This window comes from Metabacillus sp. 84 (assembly GCF_050107715.1).
GTDB lineage: Bacteria > Bacillota > Bacilli > Bacillales > Bacillaceae > Metabacillus_B.
Genome location: NZ_JBNILN010000001.1, coordinates 731,736 through 753,911 on the forward strand (window position 1 = coordinate 731,736; position 22,176 = coordinate 753,911).

17 protein-coding genes are annotated in these 22,176 nt (G+C 46.0%); 5 read left to right on the top strand and 12 right to left on the bottom strand.

Going from position 1 to position 22,176, the window contains the following annotated elements:
- Nucleotides 1-1,208: 1,208 nt before the first annotated feature.
- Nucleotides 1,209-4,472: an efflux RND transporter permease subunit gene (locus ACQCV8_RS03635; protein ID WP_426843176.1), complete on the bottom strand. Its 3,264-nt coding sequence runs from the start codon at nt 4,470-4,472 to the stop codon at nt 1,209-1,211.
- A 119-nt stretch (nt 4,473-4,591) separates the two neighbouring features.
- On the opposite strand from ACQCV8_RS03635, the gene ACQCV8_RS03640 reads away from it, so the two are divergent.
- On the top strand, nt 4,592-5,443 hold the full coding sequence (locus tag ACQCV8_RS03640; protein ID WP_426843177.1) for a TetR/AcrR family transcriptional regulator: 852 nt from the start codon (nt 4,592-4,594) through the stop codon (nt 5,441-5,443).
- 60 nt (nt 5,444-5,503) lie between these two features.
- On the opposite strand, the gene ACQCV8_RS03645 is transcribed toward ACQCV8_RS03640, so the two are convergent.
- The gene (locus ACQCV8_RS03645; RefSeq protein WP_426843178.1) at nt 5,504-6,694 is read right to left on the bottom strand and encodes an endonuclease; all 1,191 of its coding nucleotides are present in this window, start codon (nt 6,692-6,694) and stop codon (nt 5,504-5,506) included.
- A 275-nt stretch (nt 6,695-6,969) separates the two neighbouring features.
- Between ACQCV8_RS03645 and ACQCV8_RS03650 the strand changes: the two genes are divergently transcribed.
- A complete protein-coding gene (locus ACQCV8_RS03650; RefSeq protein ID WP_426843179.1) occupies nt 6,970-7,314 on the top strand; it encodes a DUF485 domain-containing protein in 345 nt (114 codons plus the stop codon).
- 10 nt (nt 7,315-7,324) lie between these two features.
- Complete coding sequence (locus ACQCV8_RS03655; protein WP_426843180.1) at nt 7,325-8,866, top strand: solute symporter family protein; 1,542 nt, start codon at nt 7,325-7,327, stop codon at nt 8,864-8,866.
- Nucleotides 8,867-9,814: 948 nt separating this feature from the next.
- Here the strand turns inward: ACQCV8_RS03655 and ACQCV8_RS03660 are convergent.
- From ACQCV8_RS03660 to ACQCV8_RS03690, 7 genes are all read right to left on the bottom strand, one after another.
- Complete coding sequence (locus ACQCV8_RS03660; RefSeq protein WP_426843181.1) at nt 9,815-10,522, bottom strand: ABC transporter ATP-binding protein; 708 nt, start codon at nt 10,520-10,522, stop codon at nt 9,815-9,817.
- Nucleotides 10,522-11,301, bottom strand: a complete 780-nt coding sequence (locus tag ACQCV8_RS03665) for an ABC transporter ATP-binding protein (RefSeq protein WP_426843182.1) — start codon at nt 11,299-11,301, stop codon at nt 10,522-10,524. Before ACQCV8_RS03665 ends, ACQCV8_RS03660 begins: the two co-directional genes overlap by 1 nt.
- The gene (locus ACQCV8_RS03670; protein ID WP_426843183.1) at nt 11,276-12,250 is read right to left on the bottom strand and encodes a branched-chain amino acid ABC transporter permease; all 975 of its coding nucleotides are present in this window, start codon (nt 12,248-12,250) and stop codon (nt 11,276-11,278) included. The genes ACQCV8_RS03665 and ACQCV8_RS03670 overlap by 26 nt, the downstream gene beginning before the upstream one ends.
- 11 nt (nt 12,251-12,261) lie before the next feature.
- The gene (locus ACQCV8_RS03675) at nt 12,262-13,140 is read right to left on the bottom strand and encodes a branched-chain amino acid ABC transporter permease (RefSeq protein ID WP_426843184.1); all 879 of its coding nucleotides are present in this window, start codon (nt 13,138-13,140) and stop codon (nt 12,262-12,264) included.
- Nucleotides 13,141-13,235: 95 nt separating this feature from the next.
- Nucleotides 13,236-14,405, bottom strand: coding sequence for an ABC transporter substrate-binding protein (locus ACQCV8_RS03680; RefSeq protein ID WP_426843185.1), 1,170 nt, complete (start codon nt 14,403-14,405; stop codon nt 13,236-13,238).
- 456 nt (nt 14,406-14,861) lie between these two features.
- Entirely contained in the window at nt 14,862-16,043 is a 1,182-nt protein-coding gene (locus ACQCV8_RS03685) for an FtsW/RodA/SpoVE family cell cycle protein (RefSeq protein ID WP_426843186.1), read from the bottom strand.
- Between the two features lie 97 nt (nt 16,044-16,140).
- Nucleotides 16,141-17,124: a DUF3231 family protein gene (locus tag ACQCV8_RS03690; protein WP_426843187.1), complete on the bottom strand. Its 984-nt coding sequence runs from the start codon at nt 17,122-17,124 to the stop codon at nt 16,141-16,143.
- Nucleotides 17,125-17,306: 182 nt separating this feature from the next.
- Here ACQCV8_RS03690 and ACQCV8_RS03695 point away from each other — a divergent pair, with 182 nt between their 5' ends.
- Nucleotides 17,307-17,477, top strand: coding sequence for a hypothetical protein (locus tag ACQCV8_RS03695; protein WP_426843188.1), 171 nt, complete (start codon nt 17,307-17,309; stop codon nt 17,475-17,477).
- A gap of 244 nt (nt 17,478-17,721) precedes the next feature.
- On the opposite strand, the gene ACQCV8_RS03700 is transcribed toward ACQCV8_RS03695, so the two are convergent.
- The 3 genes from ACQCV8_RS03700 to ACQCV8_RS03710 all read right to left on the bottom strand — a co-directional run bounded on the left by ACQCV8_RS03700 (nt 17,722) and on the right by ACQCV8_RS03710 (nt 20,361).
- Nucleotides 17,722-18,585 carry an AraC family transcriptional regulator gene (locus tag ACQCV8_RS03700; protein ID WP_426843189.1) on the bottom strand — a complete coding sequence of 288 codons (864 nt, stop codon included), beginning with the start codon at nt 18,583-18,585 and terminating at the stop codon, nt 17,722-17,724.
- 143 nt (nt 18,586-18,728) lie between these two features.
- Entirely contained in the window at nt 18,729-19,415 is a 687-nt protein-coding gene (locus ACQCV8_RS03705; protein ID WP_426843190.1) for a GntR family transcriptional regulator, read from the bottom strand.
- Between the two features lie 100 nt (nt 19,416-19,515).
- Nucleotides 19,516-20,361 carry a YitT family protein gene (locus tag ACQCV8_RS03710; protein ID WP_426843191.1) on the bottom strand — a complete coding sequence of 282 codons (846 nt, stop codon included), beginning with the start codon at nt 20,359-20,361 and terminating at the stop codon, nt 19,516-19,518.
- 275 nt (nt 20,362-20,636) lie between these two features.
- Between ACQCV8_RS03710 and exaC the strand changes: the two genes are divergently transcribed.
- Nucleotides 20,637-22,154: an acetaldehyde dehydrogenase ExaC gene (gene exaC / locus ACQCV8_RS03715; RefSeq protein ID WP_426843192.1), complete on the top strand. Its 1,518-nt coding sequence runs from the start codon at nt 20,637-20,639 to the stop codon at nt 22,152-22,154.
- Nucleotides 22,155-22,176: the final 22 nt, after the last annotated feature.

Consider the following 22,176-nt stretch of genomic DNA (forward strand, 5'->3'; position numbering starts at 1 on the left):
TTTTTTATTTTTTTCCGGCATGCATTGTTTGACATTTCGTGCTTTTCTGGCGTTGTCTGACATTTTTGTCTGACATCGCACCCTTTTCAACCGTTGTCTGACATCCTTGTCTGACATCGCATGCTTTTCTCGCGATGTCTGACATCCTTGTCTGACATCGCATGCTTTTCCCCTCGTTGTCTGACATTATTGTCTGAGATCGCCTACTTTTCCCTCGTTGTCTGACATTCTTGTCTGACATCACACGCTTCTCTTCGCGATGTCTGACATTCTTGTCTGACATCTCACCCTTTTTCCCTCGTTGTCTGACATCCTTGTCTGACATTGCACGCTTTTCCCCCGATGTCTGACATCCTTGTCTGACATTGCACCCTTTTCCCCGTTGTCTGACATTCTTGTCTGACATCGCACCCTTTTCCCCCGTTGTCTGACATCCTTGTCTGACATCGCACCCTTTTCCCCCGTTGTCTGACATCCTTGTCTGACATCGCCTACTTTTCCCTCGTTGTCTGACATTATTGTTGACATCGCACGCTTTCCACTCGTTGTCTGACATCCTTGTCTGACATCGCACCCTCTTTTCACCCGTTGTCTGACATCCTTGCCTGACATCGCACGCTTCTCTTCGCGATGTCTGACATTCTTGTCTGACATCTCACCCTTTTTCCCTCGTTGTCTGACATTCTTGTCTGACATTGCATGCTTTTCACCCGTTGTCTGACATTCTTGTCTGACATCTCACCCTTTTTCCCTCGTTGTCTGACATTCTTGTCTGACATCTCACCCTTTTTCCCTCGTTGTCTGACATCCTTGCCTGACATCGCATGCTTTTTCCCCGTTGTCTGACATTCTTGTCTGTCATCGCATGCTTTTCTCGCGTTGTCTGACATCCTTGTCTGACATTGCACCCTTTTCCCCCGTTGTCTGACATTCTTGTCTGACATCTCACCCTTTTTCCCCCGTTGTCTGACATTCTTGTCTGACATCGCACCATTTTCCCCCGTTGTCTGACATTCTTGTCTGACATCGCACCCTTTTCCCTCGTTGTCTGACATTCTTGTCTGACATCGCATGCTATTCCCCTTTTCACTCGTTGTCTGACATCGCAATCCCTTTACCTATGGAGAGTTGTCCATTCCCAGACTCCCCACTGCCATTGATAATCCAAAAAAACCGGCCTCTCCACATGGGATGGCCGGTTTTTCTGCTTATTCTTCTTTAAGCGTCTTCTTACGGAATTTACTTAAAATCTCATATACGATCGGAACAATTAACAGCGTAAGCAGGGTTGAGCTTGTCAGACCGCCGATAACTGTTATTCCTAGTCCTTTTGAGATCAGACCGCTTCCTTCAAGTCCGAGTGCAAGAGGAGCAAGTGCGCCGATTGTGGCGAGAGCGGTCATTAAGATCGGTCTCAAACGGGTCGTTCCCGCCTCGAGGATCGCCTCGCGGGTTGTGAGTCCTTGGTGTTCTTTATGGATAACCCTGTCAATCAGGACAATCGCATTGGTTACGACGATTCCAATTAACATCAGCGCTCCGATCATAGAAGAGATGCTGATGGTTTCTCCGCCGATGTACAATCCTGCAAGTGCACCGATTAAGGTGAAAGGCAGGGAGAACAGGATGGCAAACGGTGCGAGTCCGCCTCCGAAGGTGATAACGAGTATCAGATAGACAATCGCAATGGCTGCAAGCATGGCCAGGCCAAGCTGGGAGAAGGATTCTTCAATGTCCTGGCTGACTCCGCCCATGGAAAGCTCTACTCCGGAAGGCTTTTTCACATTGTTTATTTCTGTTTGCACATCAGCTGATACTTTTCCGACATTATCCGATTTAATATCACCGGAAACGGAAACGCTGATTTTTCCATCTCTTCTCGTAATCGTATCGGAAGTGGAGCCTTCCTCTACTTCTACAACATCATTAATCGTTACTTCCTGTCCGAGGGAGGAAGTGATTTTCTTATCTGTTAAACTTTCAATGTTTTCGAGCTTTTCATCTTCCGTTTCCAAATAAACATTTACATCCTTGCCGTCTTTCTCGATGGTGGTCACGACAGGGCGCTGCGTTTGCTGGCCAAGCTCCATGCCGATCTGGCCGGCAGTAAGACCTAGTTCGCTCAGTTTTTTCTGGTCAGCGACGAGTGTAAATTCATCATACGTTTTGGATAATCCGCTCTCTACATTTTCCAGATCGCCTGTATCATTCAGGATTTTTTCTACATCTTCCACTACAGGTTTGATTTTTTCGATATCTTCCCCATTAACGAATACCTCTAGGGAATTGCTGCTGCCGCTTGAGGAAAAGCTTTGGGAACCCCATTCTCCTTTTGGAGTCATTTCCTGGAGGTCCTTTATTACTTGTTCTTTTTCAGCTTCAAAATTTTTGAATTCCTCATCGTATTCGACAAAGAACAGTGCCTGATTTTGAGCCCCGGGATTCATCGGGTTTTCTCCGCCAAGGGAATATTGGATCGTCCCTGCTCCTTCCCGGCCATCAAAATATTTCTCGGCATCGAGAGCAATTTTTTCAGACTCTTCACGGGTCTGTCCCGGCTCAGGGCTATACGTAGCCATCACCATCTTCTGTTCTTCATCCGGAAGGAAGCTGACTCCGATGACCGGAACGAGCGCAAGACTTCCGACTAGCATTAGAACAGCAATGGCTGATGTTATCCATTTATGGTTTAATGACCAGTTCAGGACATTTCGGTAAAAGCCTGACAGTTTTCCGGGCTTTTCTTCTTTATGCTGCTTTTCGCTGACTCCTTTTTTGAAGAAGGAGTGTGCCATCATCGGAACGATCGTGATGGCTACCAGAAGAGAGGCAAGCAGCGAGAAGACGATGGTTAAGGCAAACGGGAGGAACAACTCTCCGATTACTCCTTTTACGAGACCAAGCGGAAGAAATACCGCGATGGTGACAATCGTTGAGGACATAATTGGAACAAACATTTCCTTCGTCGCCGATTTAATTAATTCCATGCCTCTTAGCGGTTCATTTTTCAGTGACATCCTTCTAAATATGTTCTCTATGACAACAATGGAGTCATCGACAACCCGCCCGATGGCAACCGTCATGGCACCAAGCGTCATGATATTCAAGGTGATGTCCATTTGATTCAGAATCAAAACCGCTATAAGAAGAGAAAGCGGGATGGAAATGACGGAAATAATCGTCGTCCGGATATTCCTAAGGAATAAAAGAATGATCAGAACAGCGAATCCTGCTCCGAATAATGCTTTGCTGATCATGGTGTTTACCGATTCTTCAATAGGCTCTCCCTGGTCAAAGGTGGAGGTGAATTGAACACCGGGATAATCCTTTTCCAGTTCGTTCACTTGCTTTTCTACTGCATTTACAACATCTACTGTATTGGCATCTTCAGATTTCACAATTTGGAAGCCAATCGATTCTTCTCCATTTGTTCTGGAAATCGATTCCGCTTTGCCGACAATTTTCACATCTGCGAGCTCACCAAGCTTCACAGTCGGGAGCTTCACATCCTCGTTTGGCTGTGCTTGTCCTTGAGCTGGAGAGTTTTGGGCAGCTGAAGCACCTTGCTGAGGTGCGCCCTGCTGACCGGCTGATCCTTGTCCTTGTGCAGGAGCCTGACCTGCTGATCCGGCATCCTGACCGGATTGGGTGCCCTGCTGAGGATTCTGCTGCTGCGCTCCTCCTTCCTGAGCGCCTGGCTGAGGGGACTGCTGGCCAGCCGCACCTTGAGGCATGACAGGAATTTCAATAGCTTTCAACTCTTCAACGGTTGAGACATTTCCATCTATTACAACGGATTTTTCTGTGTTTCCGAATGTATATAACCCAAGAGGGGCAGTGACATCTGAACCTTTGATCATATTCTGGACGGTTTCTTCATCCAGCCCATACTCCTTGAGCTTATCCTGGTCAAAAACAAGCTGGCCCTCTTCGACTTGCTGGCCTGTCAGCTGAACAGATCCGACTCCTTCAATCCCTTCAAAGGACGGGAGTATTTCTTCCTCTGCTCTTTTCGTTAATTCTTCAAGGGATTCCTCATCACTTGAGGCACTTAGAACGATGACCGGAAAAGCATTCAGGCTGAGGCGCGATACCTCGGGGGCCTCTACTCCGTCCGGCAGATCCAGCGAGCTCAATGCATCCTCTGCTTCCTGCTTGGCTTCATCCATGTTTTTTTCATATCCGTATTCTACTTGAAGGGATGAAACGTTTTGAAAGGAGGAGGAACTCACTGTACTGACTCCGTTTAGATTCTGGAGCTTCTTTTCCATCGGCTCCGACAATTTGTCAGCAACCTGCTGCGGCGTTGCGCCAGGGTATACCGTGGTTACCGTAAGCAGCGGGGTATTAATGTTGGGGATGGTTTCGAGCTTCATGTTCAGCCCGGAGTACAAGCCTGCTGCTGTTATGATAATCGTGAGCAGCCAGACGGCAAACTTATTCTTTAATGAAAACCCGATTATTCGATTCATTGCTGTCCTCCTATGTAAATTGACTGGTTGGTCACAACCATCTATAATATATCTGACCACCTAGTCATAGTCAATGAAAATAGTGTGAACGGTCATATCCTCTTTAGGGAGCGAAGGACATGAACGATAAAGAACTGATGATTATCCAAAGCGCCATAAAGCTTTTTGCGGAAAAAGGATTCCAGGCTACTTCCATTCAGGAGATTGCTTCTGCGAGCGGTATTTCAAAAGGAGCGTTTTACCTTCATTTTAAATCAAAGGATGCTCTTCTTCTGTCAATTTTGAAGCATTATCATTCTCAGTTTGAGGAACAAGCTTCAAAAATTGAAGAATTGGAACCTAGAGCAAGGTTTGTTGAGTGGATTTCACTAACCATTGATGTTATTTCGCAGCATCGCGAATTTATTATTACCCAGCTAAGGGAGCAAACCGTTCCCTTTAATAAAGAAATCGAAAATTTTTTCCGTCAGAAAGAATGGGAAGGCTATTTGCTTTATGAAAAATACTTAATTTCCATTTACGGAGATGAGATCCGGCCGTTTCTCGGTGATTTGATCATTATGGCAAAAGGGCTGCTCCGTGCTTATCTGGAGCTGATTATCTTTGATGTTCTTCATTTTGACAAAGCACAGCTTGGTGCTTTTCTCCTTGAACGGATGGACCACTTGGTAGCCGGTTTTTACGAAAGCCCTCTTGTCCCGATTATTTCAGAACAGGACTTAAAAAGAATGTGGAAGTCCCTGCGGACAGCTAAAATTGGTTCCGCGGAATATCTTCTTGAACAGCTTCAGGAAATCAGGAAGCTTGCCCATGATAATGAAGAAATGATGATTACTTTGGATGTTCTCGAAGATGAGCTGCAGAGCAAACAGCTCAGGAAGCCCGTAATTAAAGGGATGGTCTATAACCTGGAGCAGAACGAAGACTTCTCAGAATTTGCCGGACTCATTAAGACGTACATTTTGGAATAGCACAGAATAAAAAAAGGACCCAGGAGCGCCGTTTCAGCAAGCTCTCTTAGGTCCTTTTTTTTAATTAAATACAGCTGCCGCCCATTCAGGGTGATCGATAAACGGGTTGCGGTTATTTTGATAATCACTGTAAATTACATCATTGCGGTTTCGTTCCCAGCTGCTGACAGGATCCTGCTGATGCCACTGCAAAAGCACGGACTTTTTCCCCATATATGGAGCCGATCCGTTATTCACATAATCGTTCAGCTCAAGATCCGGTTCTCCGCTGTCACCTTCATAGCGCACAGCCATGTAAAAAATCATCCGGGCTACATCGCCTTTCACTTCATCGCGCGGCTCCCATGAATCGCTGTCGAAATAGTTGCCTGGCGCCTCTGAATGCTGGGATCCGCCGTTATCGAAATCAAGATTTCCCCTGGAACCGTTTACGGATACGTCTGTCGGGCGAAGGTGATGAATATCGGTTCCCGGTCCCATGGATGTGCCGAAATCACCGTGGGATTTTGCCCAGACATGCTCCCGGTTCCAGTCGTTAACATTTCCGCCGTTTGCAAATTTGCTTTGTGAGCGGCCTGTATAAAGGAGAAGCACATTATTAGGATTCGCTGGGTCTTCATCCGTATTTCTTAATGCATCCCAAACGGCGTCATAAGAGAGTTCACGGTGGTCGTCAATAATATTATGAAGAGCTGATTTTAAGGAAGCTCCAGTTTTGCCAATGGCTGAATTGTAATAGGTTCCATCATATGGCGATGGGGTAGTCGTTCCTCCGCCGCCGTCTGAACCTCCGTCATCATCCGGAGGAACCGTGCCGCCTGCTTTTTCCATTTGGGTTGGGCTTTTTAATCCTGCATGGGAAAAATATGCGGACAATGCACCTGTTGCTTTAATGGACTGGCCTTTTAAAGAAGGATTGGATTGAAGCCCGAAGCTGCTTCTGTAGGAAGAAGAAACTTGCACATAAATCATATTAGCAGGGTTCGTTTCCGAGGCTGTGTCTGCGATTGCTACTGCATAATCATTCGGATAGCCGCTCGTTATGACTGAGGTGGCTGAAACAGGCTGTCCCACGACATAGCCTTGAACAGTCTTTGAAGAACCATATTGGCTGCTGATTGCCTGAGATACAGAATACGGGCTGGACCACGTACCGCTTCCGGCTGCATTCGACTGAACCGGTGCAATCAAAGAGAAGATCAAAATAAAGACAAAACTAAAAGAGACAATCGGCTTTACACTTTTTTTCAAAGCTGTTCCTCCTGAGAATATGTTCTCCTTCTATCCACGCAGCCGGCAAATCTTTTTTATCTATTTTGCTCCTTTCTATTATTTCTTTTTCGGAAAGAGACTCACAAGCTCCAATAGTATCAATCTGGAAGAGTCAATAGTCCCTGATCAGCCGAAATAAGAAAGCATATTGTATTAAAATAAATAGACTGAATTTACTTATTTTTCTGAATTAATTATAATAGAGGAGATTCTTTTTATTCTATTTTTTTATTCTATTAAGGAGGGATTGCTTTATGGACAGTAAAGAAGAGGTGCAGGTACAAGCCGAGAGAAAAAAAGGAGTGCGAATCGATTATACAGCCATCGCTGAATCTCCCGCATTTAAAACACTGCTTTCCAAAAAGAAAACGTTCATTTTGCCTTTATCTTTATTTTTTCTCGCTTTTTATTTTACACTTCCGATCCTCACGGCTTATACAAAGGTTCTCAATACACCGGCAGTCGGTGCAATCAGCTGGGCATGGGTTTTTGCCTTTTCCCAATTTATTATGACCTGGGTTCTATGCTCGATGTACTCCAGAAAAGCCGCTTCTTTTGATGCATTAGTTGAAGAAATTGCCGAGGACGCAAAAAACTAAGGAGGATCTTATGAATCTATTAGCTTTTTCTCTCTTTCTAGCCATTGTTGCTCTGACACTGGTCATCACCTTTGCTGCGTCCAAACGGACTAAAACAACAAGTGATTTTTACACAGCCGACGGGTCCCTGACCGGCTGGCAAAACGGGCTGGCCATTGCAGGGGATTATATGTCGGCTGCTTCATTCCTGGGCATCGCCGGAATGGTAGCGCTTTCTGGTTTTGACGGTTTTTTTTACAGCATCGGTTTTCTCGTTGCCTATCTCGTCGTCTTGTACATTGTAGCCGAGCCGCTGAGGAATCTTGGAAAATATACAATGGCTGATATGATTGCCGCTCGTTTTAACAATAAAAAAATCCGGGGAGTTGCTGCATTAAATACAATCTCCATCTCTATCTTTTATATGATTGCCCAGCTCGTAGGTGCCGGGGCCTTAATCAAGCTTTTGCTTGGGATTGACTACATATGGTCGGTATTGATTGTTGGAACGCTGATGACGATTTATGTGGTTTTCGGCGGAATGACAGCCACAAGCTGGGTTCAGATTGTTAAAGCCCTGCTCCTAATGGTGGGAACGTTTATTATCTCAGTGATTGTCTTTGCCAAATTCGATTTTAACGTAATGAACATGTTCTCTGAAATGCAGACAGCAACACCGCTTGGCGAAAACTTCCTGAACCCTGGAAATAAGTTCACAAACCCCCTTGATACCATATCGCTCAATCTCGCACTTGTGCTTGGGACCGCCGGACTGCCTCATATATTAATTCGTTTCTTCACAGTTAAAGATGCCATTACCGCTAGAAAATCCGTCGTGTATGCAACGTGGATTATTGGAATCTTTTACGTCATGACCATCTTTCTCGGCTTTGGCGCAGCAGCCTTTGTCGGCTATGACAGAATCGTAGAAGCCAACGCAGCCGGAAACATGGCAGCCCCGCTTCTTGCACAGGTTCTGGGAGGAGACTTTTTATTCGCCTTTGTCTCAGCCGTCGCCTTCGCGACCATTCTGGCTGTAGTAGCGGGCCTTGTCCTTTCAGCTGCCTCAGCCTTTGCACATGATTTTTACAGCCATATTTTACGAAAAGGAAAAGCCACCGAAAAGGAGCAGGTCGTAGCTGCCAGATGGGCCTCAGTAGGAGTCGCCATCCTCTCTATTCTGCTCGCTCTATTTGCCCAAAAGATGAATGTTGCCTTTTTGGTAGCACTCGCTTTTGCAGTTGCGGCAAGCGCGAATCTTCCCATCATTTTGCTGACCATTTTCTGGAAGCGCTTTAACACCGCCGGAGCTGTTTCCGGGATGTTAACAGGGTTATTAAGCTCCCTTCTTTTGGTCGCGATCAGCCCCAACATCTGGTCGCCCGAAGCAGGAGCTGCCATCTTTAAAGGAACACCACTAATAACCCTTACAAATCCCGGAATCATCTCTATCCCGCTGGGCTTTATCGGAGCTTTTCTCGGAACCGTTCTTTCCAGGAAGAAAGAGGCTGAAGGCAAGTTTGATGAAATTGTGGTAAGAGCTAATACAGGGATTAAAGGGGACTATAATTAGGGCGGGGTCTGGCCCGCACTCTGATAAAGAACTAAAGCTCTGGCACCCACTTTCCTAACCCTTGTTCCGCAACGCTTTGAGCCATCAAGCCTCTGTCCCGCTCTGCTTTAAAGCAGCAGGGGCCAGGCACCGTGCCTGGCCCCACTTTCGCTGCCGCACTAAAGCTCTGGCACCGGGGGCGTGAAGCCTTGACGCACAAGGCCTGATAGCTGTACGTCTCTGCCACCGCCTTCTTTAAAGCACTAAAGCTCCGGCACCGATTTCATACGAGAGGGTACCTGTACGCCTCCGACCTTCATTCTGCTAAAGCACTAAACCTCCGTCCCCGTTCTGTCCGATACCCTGCACCATAAGGGTTTACAGAGTCTCCTCTCTGTCCCCAAAACGACTGAAAACTGGGGTCGGAGGAAGCCTCCGACCCCAGTTATGTCTACTGACTTTGCTCCGGCACCTAAGTATAAATCTGTTGGAGGAGTAAGGACGAGAGATTTCCGCCTCTGGCCCTCAGTACTTTACCGCGTCAGGGGTCGGAGGTACTTGTTCCGCACAGCTTCTTCGTTCTTCGTTCAGCTCTGCATGGCGGCCCAGAGGGGTCTGGCCCGCACTCTGATAAAGAACTAAAGCTCTGGCACCCACTTTCCTAACCCTTGTTCCGCAACGCTTTGAGCCGTCAAGCCTCTGTCCCGCTCTGCTTTAGAGCAGCAGGGGCCAGGCACCGTGCCTGGCCCCACTTTCGCTGCCGCACTAAAGCTCTGGCACCGGTGCGTGAAGCCTTGACGCACAAGGCCTGATAGCTGTACGTCTCTGCTACCGCCTGCTTTAAAGCACTAAAGCTCCGGCACCGCTGCTGCACTAAGCTCCGGCACCGCCCCACTTAAGTAAGCCTGAGCACAGGTCGGCACTATTAAAAACATCTCCATCCCACCAAACAAACACCATCCCTGCCGCCTAATGCCCTCCCAGATACGCCATCTTCACCTGCTCGCTTGAATTCAGTTCATCGGGATGACCGGAAATGACGACACGTCCTGTTTCAAGTACATAGGCCATGTGTGCTACAGATAGAGCCATGTGGGCATTTTGCTCGACCAGCAGAATGGTTGTGCCGCCTTTATTGATTTCCTCGATAATACGGAAGATGGTTTTGACGAGCAAGGGAGCAAGCCCCATTGATGGTTCATCAAGGAGGAGAAGCCTCGGTCTTGCCATCAGGGCTCTGCCCATTGCAAGCATCTGCTGCTCCCCGCCTGACAGCGTTCCCGCCTGCTGCTTGATCCGTTCCTGCAGCCGCGGGAACAGGTCGTATACCAGGTCAAAATCGTCTTTGATGCCTTTTTTATCTTTTCGGAGATAAGCACCGAGCTCCAGGTTTTCTTCGACAGACATGTTGGCAAAGATGCGCCGGCCTTCTGGTACATGGGAAATTCCCTGCTTGACAATGGTTTGGGCAGCTTTCCCCTGAATGTTTTTGTTTTCAAACTGGATGGATCCTTTTTTCGGCTTCAGCAAACCTGAGATGGTTTTAAGGAGGGTGCTTTTTCCGGCACCATTTGCTCCGATCAGGGTTACGATTTCTCCCTGTTTAATTTCCAGTGAGACTTCCTTGAGGGCTTGAATGTGGCCGTAATATACGTTGATGCCTTCTACCTTCAGCATTATGAAACCTCCTCACCCAGATAAGCCTCGATGACTTTCGGATTGTTTCGTACATCCTCCGGACTTCCGGATGCAATCATCTGCCCATGGTCGAGCACATAGATCCGCTCGCAAACCCCCATCACAAGGGGCATGTCATGCTCAATCAAAAGCACTGTCAGATTGAACTCCTTGCGAATAAAGCGGATGAGTTCCATTAAATCTCTCGTTTCCTGCGGGTTCATGCCTGCGGCAGGTTCATCGAGGAGGAGAAGCTTTGGATGGGCGGCGAGGGCCCTGGCAATTTCAAGTCTCCGCTGCTGGCCGTACGGAAGGTTTTTTGCTTTATCATCCCGATACCCTTCCAGGTTGAAAATTTTAAGAAACGCAAGAGCTTTTTCTTCCATGTCCTGCTCTCCTCTGAAATGCCTCGGCAGCCTGAAGATTGTTTCGGCGATCGTATGCTTAGACAGCGAGTGGTAAGCGACCTTAACATTATCAATTACGGACAGCTCTCCGAAGAGCCGGATGTTTTGGAACGTACGGCTGATTCCTTTTTGGGTAATCTTATAGGGCGGCAGGTTTTTCAGTATCTCTCCGTTTAACGAAATGGATCCTTCCGTTGGGGCGTAAACACCTGTCAGCAGATTAAAAAAGGTTGTTTTCCCGGCACCGTTCGGCCCGATCAGTCCTGCCAGCTCTCCTTCCTTTAGCTCAAGATTCACGTTTGAAACGGCCTTCAGCCCTCCAAATTGAATGCTGACGGAATCCACTTTAAGCAGGGGTTTGGCGGTTGTCATTTGAGCGGCCTCCTTGAGACGATCGTTTGGTTTTAAAGAAGGATGTGATTTCCTTAGTGCCCATCAGTCCTTGTGGACGGTACAGCATCATCACAATCAGCACCAGGCTGTAGATAATCATTCTGGTTTCCGGATAATCCTGAAGAAAGGTTGAGACAATTGTCAGCAGAATCGCAGCAATGACAGCTCCTGACATGCTCCCCAATCCGCCCAGCACTACGAATATCAAAATATCAAATGACTTGAGAAAACCGAAGTTCGAGGGCTGGATAATGTAAAAGTTGTGCGCAAACAGGCTTCCTGCCACTCCCGCGAAAAACGCTCCGATCACAAAAGCCATTACTTTGTAGTATGTCGTATTGATCCCCATTGCGTCAGCTGCCGTTTCATCTTCCCGGATGGAAATGCATGCTCTCCCATGAGTGGAATTTGTGAAATTGCGTATTACCAGGATGGCAGCAAGCAAACAGCCGAAGATCCAAGGCCACGTTGCAAGATTCGAGACCTGCATCCCGCTTGCTCCACCTACGTAGTCAATATTAAGAAGCATAATTCGAACAATTTCCCCAAATCCCAATGTGGCGATGGCAAGATAATCTCCTTTAAGACGCAGGGTTGGGATGCCGATAACGAGCCCCGCAGCCGCCGCAGCAAGTCCGCCGGCAAGCAGCGCCAAGCCAAACGGCAGCTGGAGGTTCATGGTGAAAATCGCAGAGGCATATGCCCCTACTGCGAGGAAGCCCGCATGCCCAATTGAGAACTGCCCTGTAATCCCGATGATAAGGTGCAGACTTACAGCAAGCATGATATTAATGGCGATGGTGAAGAGGGCATTTACATAGAACGGATTTAATATTCCCCCGGAAATAAGAAATTGAAAAAGAACAAAGCCTGCAAGTGCGCTTCCGATAGACAGCCAGAAACCTATCGTGTGTTTTTGCTTAGCCATAGCCATCATCCCTACACTTTCTCTCTCATATTTTTCCCGAAGAGCCCGGATGGACGGAAAATGAGAATAAGGATCAGGACAATGAATGCTACCCCGTCACGCCATAATGAGAAACCGAGGGCACTGACTAAGGATTCAACGACGCCAAGGACAAGACCTCCGACCATTGCCCCGGGAATGATTCCGATTCCGCCGAGGACAGCGGCTACGAAAGCCTTTAGTCCGGGGATGATGCCCATAAGCGGTTCAATTTTTATGTAATATACTCCAAAAATAACACCCGCTGCCCCAGCTAAGGCGGAGCCAATCGCAAAGGTTGCGGAGATTGTATTGTCCACATTGATGCCCATGAGCTTTGCCGCCTCCGCATCATGCGATACAGCCCGCATCGCTTTTCCAATTTTCGTGCGGTGAACAATAAACTGCAGCAAAATCATCAGGAAAACGGAAATGCCTAAAATAAATAATGATTGCGAGCTGATATTCAGCCCAAATAATTCAATGGTTTCTTTTGGAAGGACCGTTCCGGGATAGGCTTCCGGCTGTGCGCCGCGTACATAGATCATTCCGTATTCAATAAATAGAGAGACACCGATTGCTGTGATTAATGCTGCGATTCTCGTAGCATTGCGGAGAGGTTTATACGCAATTCTTTCAATCATCATTCCAAACAGGGCACAGACCGTCATCGCAAGCAGCAAGGCGGGCAGGAAGGGAAGCTTCAGGACGGTAATCGAATAAAACCCTACAAAAGCACCAACCATGAACACATCGCCGTGTGCGAAGTTAATCAGTTTAACAATTCCGTAAACCATCGTGTAACCCAAGGCAATCAATGCGTAAATACTTCCAAGCGATATGCCGTTGATCAGCTGCTGGACAAATTCCATCGCTAACTCTCCTTATCTTGCCTCATATTTTAGTCGTTTCAATTCAAGGAGGAAAAAAGAAAGGGGGAAAGCCCCCCTTTCCCGCACGGTTCCCGTTATTCCGGGTCCACCTTTGTTTTAAACTCCTGCTCCCCGTTCTTGTATTCCAGGATGGATGCTGATTTTACAGGATCATGGTTGCTGTCCAGCGTCAAATTCCCGGATATGAGCTCCAGATCCTTTGTTTCTTTAAGAGCTTCCTGGATTTTTGCAGGCTCCGAGCTTTCTGCACGTTTAATTGCATCTGCTAAATAATAGGCTGTATCGTAGCCTAGAGCGGCAAAGGCATCCGGTGACTTATCCTTATATTTTGCTTTAAACGCCTCTACGAACTTTTGGATTTTTTCATCCGGGTCACCGGAGGAGTAATGATTGGTAATGAATGTATTATTCAGGGCATCCGCACCCGCAATTTCTGCAAGCTTCGGAGAATCCCAGCCGTCTCCTCCCATAAATGGAACGTCAATGCCGAGCTCGCGTCCCTGTTTGATGATCAATCCCACTTCCTCATAGTATCCAGGCAGAAAAACAAAGTCCGGCTTCGCCGATTTGATTCTCGTCAAGGTCGCACTGAAGTCTGTATCCTTAGCGATATACGCTTCCTCAATCGCTACTTTTCCGCCAGCTTCGGTAAATGCTTCCTTGAAGGCCGCAGCCAGCCCTTTGGAATAGTCACTGGATGAGTCCACGTAAACGGCCGCTGTTTTCGCATTCAGATCCTCTGCAGCGAAGTTCGCAGCCACTGTTCCCTGAAAAGGATCAATAAAGCAAGTTCTAAATGCAAATTCGTTCACTTTTCCATCTTTGCTGGTAATCGCAGGATTTGTTCCTGTAGGTGTGATGAGAGGAACTTTATTCTTCGCAAGAATTTCAACCTGGGCCAATGTATTTGTGCTTGTAGCGGCCCCCACAACAGCGGCCACCTTATCCTGGCTGACCAGCTTCAACGCTCCAGCCGTTGCTTCAGCTGCTTCTGATTTATTATCCACTTTAACCAGCTCCAGCTTTTTCCCGTCAATGCCCTCTTTATTTATCTCTTCAATCGCGAGTTCAAGTCCTTCTGAAACGGATTGCCCATAAGAAGCAACACCGCCTGAAAGCTCCAGATTCGCTCCGATTTTAATGGTATCGCCGCCTGATCCGCCTGTTTGAGCTCCGCATCCTGCCAGTATCCCCGCAAATAATGATAGTGATAGAAAAATACCCGTTAATTTTTTCTTTTTCATCAGTATGGCCCCCCGTTATACTTGGTATGAATACAAGAAACGCTTCCTTTCCTTTTTTGCCGGCGTTTCAGGAGATTTGCCTGCCACTTTAATGAGCAGCTTTTTAAGCAAACGAAAACCGGTTAGAATAGTTTAAATTAAATTAATATTCTGAAAATATTTTACATAATAGATTCTCTTTCGTCTAGTAGTTTCGTAAGCCTTTTTATCACTTTATTCTTACAAAAAGCGACAACCACTCTAAGTCTTTTCGCATGTATTTTGATAAATGACTGCTAATTGATTACGAACAGCAGCAGGAAGGAAATAATGTTATCATGATCGACCGATTCTTATTTTAACCGTAAGCCCGGAAAAGGAGGAAAAGAATAAACTAAAAATCATTTTTTCGTTTTCAAACAGTCCCCCAACATGGAAAAAGAAGCCATTCCCTTTAAAAAGGAAATGACTTCTTCGTTATTTATCTCCCGAAAACATGGAGTGTCTCTTATGAAAAGACACATTCAGCACGAGCCCGAGGCCAAACATTGTGGCTAAAACCGAACTTCCTCCATAGCTCATTAATGGCAGCGGAATTCCTGTAATCGGAAGAAGACCGATGACCATCCCTATGTTTTGGAAAACATGAAACATAAATAAACCGATCATTCCGACGCATATAAACAACTCGAACATATTCCTCATTTGGCCAAAACCAATAATAACAATCCGATAGATGAGAATGAAGTACAGGCAGACGATGACACAAGCCCCAAAGAAGCCAAACTCCTCCCCGATCATTGTAAAAATAAAGTCAGAGTGGGCTTCCGGAATGTAAACTTCCGCATTGCCAAAGCCTTTTCCTGAAATCGTGCCGGATCCGATTGCCGTTATAGACTGCTTTAACTGGTAGCTTATACCTGAACCGTATCTTTCAGGATCCAGCCAGGCATAGATTCTATCAATCTGGTATTTTCCGGCGATAAGAAGCAGCCATTCAATTTTGTATATAAACAAAATCACTAATGCTGCTACAGTTGAGACAACTGCTGTTATCACAACGCCGATAATTCTCCAATTGATTCCCGAAACAAAAATTACGGTACCGGTTATAACCAGGATGACGAGCGATGTGCCGAAGTCATTTTGCAGCAGGATCAAGACAATTGGCATTCCTGAAAGCAAACCTGCTTTCACCAGATATTTAAGGTCGTCTGAAATCCTTCCCATCCCGTACGTTTCACTGTGTTTTTTCGTCATATAGGAAAGCATCAGGATGAGAAAAATCTTCATGTACTCAGATGGCTGGATGGAGCCGATGCCCGGAAACTGAAACCAGGCTTTAGCTCCATTCACCGGCTTGGCTATGCTTTCCGGGGCCAGCAGCAATAATACGAGCAAGAGGATGCCGAATCCGTAAAGAAAAGGAGTGAGCCGTTCAATTTGTTCAAAATCAAAAGCTAGAACGATTGCCATAATGATTGCACCAACAGCAAACCAAAGCATTTGTTTCATCAAAAAGTTTTCCGTGTATTGTCCATGATTCTGGGCACTGTAAATGGCTACGAAGCTTGAGCACATAATCAGCATCAGTACCAGCAATAAATGATTGTCAAAAAAGCTTTCTTTAAACCGCTGCAGCACGCTCACCTTTTCCATCGCATAATATCGATCATTTTTATCTTTATTATACTTGAAAAAACTGGATTTCCAAGATGCTGTTTTTCAGCCGTTGGAAAAGGGGATAGGTGCCCGGTTACTCCGCCCGGTCTGCCTGGGGCGGCTGCTCGAGCCACCCTCTATCAATCATCAGCTTTGCACCTTCTTCTACATACAGCAGAATATCCTTCATCAGAAGCATATAATGGGCCCCAACATCCCGTCTCATGGAAGCGGACAGAGACCTTCCGAGAAGCCAGATAGCCGTTGAAGTAGAAGTCGTGATCATAAACATATTGAGCTTATCCGAAAAAGGGCCGATGGCTGAGTCTGTCACTTCCAGTGTAACGGGCAGGGTCCCTAAATGCCCATCTTTTTTCAACAGCTCGTTAAAGGTATCGATTTGTTTCTGCGCAAGCTTTTTTCCTTTGATGAAAAATTGCTTCACATCATGGTCTTTGCACGTTTGAATCAATCCCAATAAATGAATCATTCCGATATAGTTTCGCTCAATAATAAAGAAGGCTTCCCCTAACTCAATGGCATTGAGTCCCCGTTCGTTTATCCAGCCGTTTAAAAAAGAGTCCTTTTGGACAATCTTTGGATGAGCTGGGTAAGGTATTTTCGGCGGGCGGTCATAAATTCCCTTTGAGAACATTAAATCGACCGCTTTTTTGTATATGTTTCCTGCTCCTTCTTTCGTTTGCATAAAAAATTCGAGCACGTCACGCCGTCCAACAGTGATGAACGAATAGGAATATCCCATCAGTCCCAGCTGGCTGACACGGTAAACGTAGCTGAGTGCGTATAAGTCTGTAAACAGCGGCGGAGCGTCCTCATCTAAATCCGCTTCTCCAAATCCAAAGGGGACCGGAAAGTTTTCCGACTCAAACTTTTCTTTTATCCAGCTGCTTATGGAGGTGGAGAGGCCATAGGCTTCCTCGACAATCGGTTTTATTTCCTCATCTTCCATGTGAATAAGAAAGTGCTTTAATAAACAGGATGATGCCGTCTCCTGCATGTAGGCCGTCCACAAGGCTGATATTTCAGGAGTAGTTAAATTAATATTATGCTGTACCAATGGATGTCCTCCCGCCCGGTTTTTCTTACTATTTGCATAAAGAAGATTTCTATTCCCTGTTTCAGGGTATTTGTGAGAGCGTTTTGATCAGCTGCTGCTTTGCCATTGTAAAAAAGGAGGGCGCATTTTAATCATGAAGGCTTTCTGACCCAGCAGGGGGACACAGCTTAGGAGTTTAAAAAATGGCCTCTTTCTTTTTAAAGAATGTACTCGACCGCTTCCGGGCTTTTGAGCTGTTGAGGCAGTCTCAATGCGGCTGGACGGTTGCCAGGCCCATGCGGCTGAAGGGTGGAAAGCTCACGGGACAGCACCGGATTGCTTCAAAGGGAGTTCCGGAGGATGGAGAAAAATAAGCCGTGCACACGCTGAATTCCCTGGAAGAGCATCCCAATATTCAGACCCGCTTACTGAAAATGTTTCACATGAAACAAAAAAGAAGCGTTCTTAGCGAGCGCTTCTTTTTCGTTTATTCATCATTTTTTTTGCAATCGGATAGATAACGGGGGCCCATTTCATCAGTTTTCTAATTAATTTACCCATGTGGATCCCTCCTTATTATCTATACGTTTCCCAACTTTTACTCCATGTAAACAGCCATTATTTTTTAATGATCGGAATCCAGACTTCGCATCTGTAATCATCTGAATATGGGTCACCTGCAGGATACACTTCCAGCTCGGGCCCTTCCGCAAGCTCATACCCGGTGGAAGGAAACCATTCTCCGAATATTCTTCCCCACACCTCCTGAATGGCATGAGGCATCGGCCCATTGGATTCAAACACCGTCCACTTCCGGGGAGGGATTATGCGCTCTTCCAGGCCGCTGTTACGAAATCCTTCAGGTTTTTCAGCAGCGATCATATAGCTCATTGTCTCCTGTTCCTGGTTAAAATCCATGCAGATTCCGAGAAAGCCCATTGATCCGGTCAGAGGCTCAAGCTGTTCATTAAGGCCGTTCGTCTGATTGGCCTCCTGCCAAAACTTACTTATTTCACCTTGCTGGGCACTTTTTGCAGTAGATAGTTTAATGGCTTTGCCGACTACAGGAAAAGCTTCCTTTTCTATGAACCGGTAATTCATTGCTTTTGCTCCTTTCAGCTGAATTTGAAAAGAAATACGGGGGTACGCTTTAAGGACGCACTCAGCTTTTCGCACCTCTGAAGGGCTCATCCCGTGCGCCTTTTTAAAGGCTTTTGAAAAGGATTCAGGGGTCTCATATCCATATTTCAGGGCAACATCGATGATTTTCACGTTTGAATTTGCCAGCTCCTGAGCCGCTATCGTCAACCTTCGCTTTCTGACATAATCCCCAGGCGTCACACCCGTGACCATCAAAAACATTCGCTGGAAATGAAACTTTGACATACAGGCAATCGCTGCAGCTTTCTCCATCGTAATTTCATCATCTAAATGCCGCTCTATATAATCGAGGCTCTTATTCATATGAATCAAGGCTTCCATCCCCGCATCTCCTTTCCTGGTCCACTATAACAGGCTGAAAACCGTTCCTCCTGTCATTTTTTGCTTTTCCTTCACTGGTTTTCTTTTTCAGCAGACCCCTTTCCTTCTTCTCGAAAAAAAAAGACCAGCCAATGCTGATCTTTTTAATCTTCCGCAGACAAAATTTCCGATAAGGATTGAAACCCTTCATCACTGAGCCGCAGATCATTGATGCTTCTTTTCATGTGCAGGTCGATCAGCTGATGGAGATCTTCGGCGTTCTTTTCTCTCATTGCCTCGACCATGCGGTTATGCTCTTCCGCCCTGGCATTATGCCCGGTCTCCACTTGATAAAAGACATCAAATAAAAATAAATACACATTATTTTGGTTTAAGAGCTGCTCCATATAGCGGATTAAAAATTTATTGCCGCTTTTTCTCGCAAGATACAAATGAAACTCTTTGTTTACATTCACATAGCCCTTTAAATCTTTATTTTTGTATGCTTCCTGCTCTTTTTTCAGCAGGCTGTTCAGCTTTCCAAAATCTTCTTCTTCCATTCTGTCCAATCCATAACGGACTGCAAGATGCTCAAATTCTCGTCTCATATCGAAAAAAGACAAAATCTCTTCTTTCGATGGCTGAACGACATAGGATCCTTTATTCGGAACAATCTCAATAAGCCCTTCTGACTCAAGCTTTTTAAAAGCGAGCCTGATTGGCGTCCGGCTGACCTTCAGTTTTTCGGATATCGTTTGCTCGACAAGCTGTGTGCCAGGAGCAATCTTTCTCCCCAGAAGTGCTTCTTTTAAATGCATGTAAACCCTTTGTTCCGTTGTCTGTTTTTCCACGTCCCTCACCCTTCAGCCGTGATTTTCATCTTATACCCGTCCATTAACTGAACTCCTATCATAAACGAAAATGGCTTTGGGTTAAAGGTGCAAGGGAAAATCAGGCAAATGATTTAAAGTTGCGCCCCATAATCTCATTCATATTATGGATGGTAACAAAAGCGTCTTCATCCACTGACTGAATATATACTTTAAGGCGGTGAAACTCTCTTCTAGCCAAAATTGTCGTTATGACTTCTTTTTCATCATTCGAGAAGGCTCCTTTAGCGATGTGGACAGTGGCTCCTTTATTCAGCTCCAGAAGGATAAACTGTTTAATCTTGTCACTCTCGCCACTGATAATGACAATCTCTTTGTTTTCATTCATCATTTGCATGGAGTAATCAATCAGGAATCCTTTAATAAGCAAGCCGAAAAAAGCATACATTCCTGTTTGAATACCGAAAACCCCCGCTGATGACAGGACGATCAGGATATCGGCAAGCAAAACGGCCCGCCCCATTTCCATATGGGTGAATTTATTAATTATTCTCGCGACGATATCCGTTCCGCCTGTTGACGCCTGCTGGCTAAATACGAGTGCGCTCCCGAAGGATCCGATAATCATCCCGATAATCAGCTCGATCAAGATATCGTCGCTCATCGGACGCTCCATTGGGAGGAAAATGCTGAAGCCCCATACAAGAAGGCTCAGCATGACACTTGAATATAAAGAAACGGCCCCGAATGCAGATCCAATGATAAAAAAGCCGATCAGAAAAAGCACAGAGTCCAGCATGAGCATAATCTGCCCTACCGGAAGCGGAAGGAAGTCATGAATGACGATGGAAAGACCTCCCGTCCCTCCCGCTGCAAGGTCATTAGGAGACAGGAAAAAGTGGATGTTAACCGCGACGAGGATCAACCCAATATTTATTTTTAAAAATGATAGGATTTTAGGACTCATTCGGAGACCTCCTTTTCACAAAAATTGTCGTTCAAAATTGTTCAACAATCCAGATTATAACGAGCTGGAATATGGATGTAAATGATTAAATTTCAAGTAAGCCCTTACATTCGAACTATTTTTCAGGAAGCCTTCACGCGCTTAAAAAAACAGCATTTTTTACCCCCAACACTCAAAAGTCAAATAATTGACAATTTTCACTTAAAGTGTTTCTCTAAAATTAGATTGTAAGCGATTGCAATCAATGGACTACATAAACGGGAGGAGAATGAAGCATGTACAAATTTCCAAACTCGGAAGGCTCCATTATTCAATTTAAAGACCGTTATGACAATTTTATCGGGGGAAGATGGGAGCCTCCGGTTAAGGGAGAGTATTTTGAAAATGCTACACCTGTTACAGGAAAAGTATTTTGCCAGATTGCCAGATCCACAGAAGAAGACATCGAGCTTGCCCTCGACGCTGCCCATAAAGCAAAGGATTCATGGGGGAAAACCTCCGTTACCGAGCGGTCTCTCATCTTAAACAGGATTGCAGACCGCATGGAAGAAAACCTCGAAAAACTTGCTGTTGCTGAGACCTGGGAGAATGGTAAAGCAGTCAGAGAGACGCTGAATGCGGACATACCGCTCGCTGTAGACCACTTCCGCTACTTCGCTTCCGTTATCCGGGCTCAGGAAGGAAGCATTGCGCAAATTGACCATGATACAGTAGCCTACCATTTCTACGAACCGCTCGGTGTAGTCGGACAAATCATCCCCTGGAACTTCCCGATCCTTATGGCCGCCTGGAAAATCGCTCCCGCTCTTGCTGCAGGAAACACCATTGTCCTAAAGCCCGCTGAACAAACTCCTGCCTCACTCATGTTCTTACTGGATCTGATTGGAGATTTAATCCCTGAAGGGGTGTTAAACGTTGTGAATGGATACGGAGTGGAGGCCGGAAAACCGCTTGCCTCCAATCCAAGAATCAACAAAGTAGCCTTTACCGGCGAAACAACAACCGGCCGTCTGATCATGCAATATGCCTCCCAAAATATTATTCCGGTGACCCTTGAGCTGGGAGGAAAGTCTCCGAATCTGTTTTTCGAGGATGTCATGCGGGAGGACGATGAATTTCTGGACAAGGCGGTTGAAGGATTCGTCATGTTCGCTTTAAATCAGGGTGAAGTCTGTACGTGTCCTTCCCGCGCACTCGTTCAGGAATCCATTTATGAACCGTTTATGGAACGCGCCATCGAACGGGTCAAAGCCATCAAAACAGGGAACCCCCTTGACCCGAGTGTCATGATGGGAGCTCAGGCTTCTTCCGAACAGATGGAAAAGATTCTATCCTATCTTGAAATCGGGAAATCAGAAGGAGCAAAATGCCTGACTGGCGGTGAACGAAACCGGCTGGATGGAGACCTTGCTGACGGATATTACGTACAGCCGACAATCTTTGAAGGAAAAAACAACATGCGCATCTTTCAGGAAGAAATTTTCGGACCTGTGCTTTCCGTTACTTCCTTCAAACATCCGGAAGAGGCACTCGCTCTCGCTAACGACAGTTTATACGGTCTTGGAGCCGGCTTATGGACACGCGATATGAACACCGCTTTCCAATTTGGACGATCCATCGAAGCAGGACGGGTATGGACAAACTGCTATCATCAATACCCGGCACATGCTGCCTTTGGCGGCTATAAAATGTCCGGTATCGGCCGTGAAAACCATAAAATGATGCTTAGCCATTATCAGCAAGTTAAAAATCTGCTCGTAAGCTACAGCACAAACAAACTCGGATTCTTTTAAAAACAGAAGGGAGGTGCTTAAG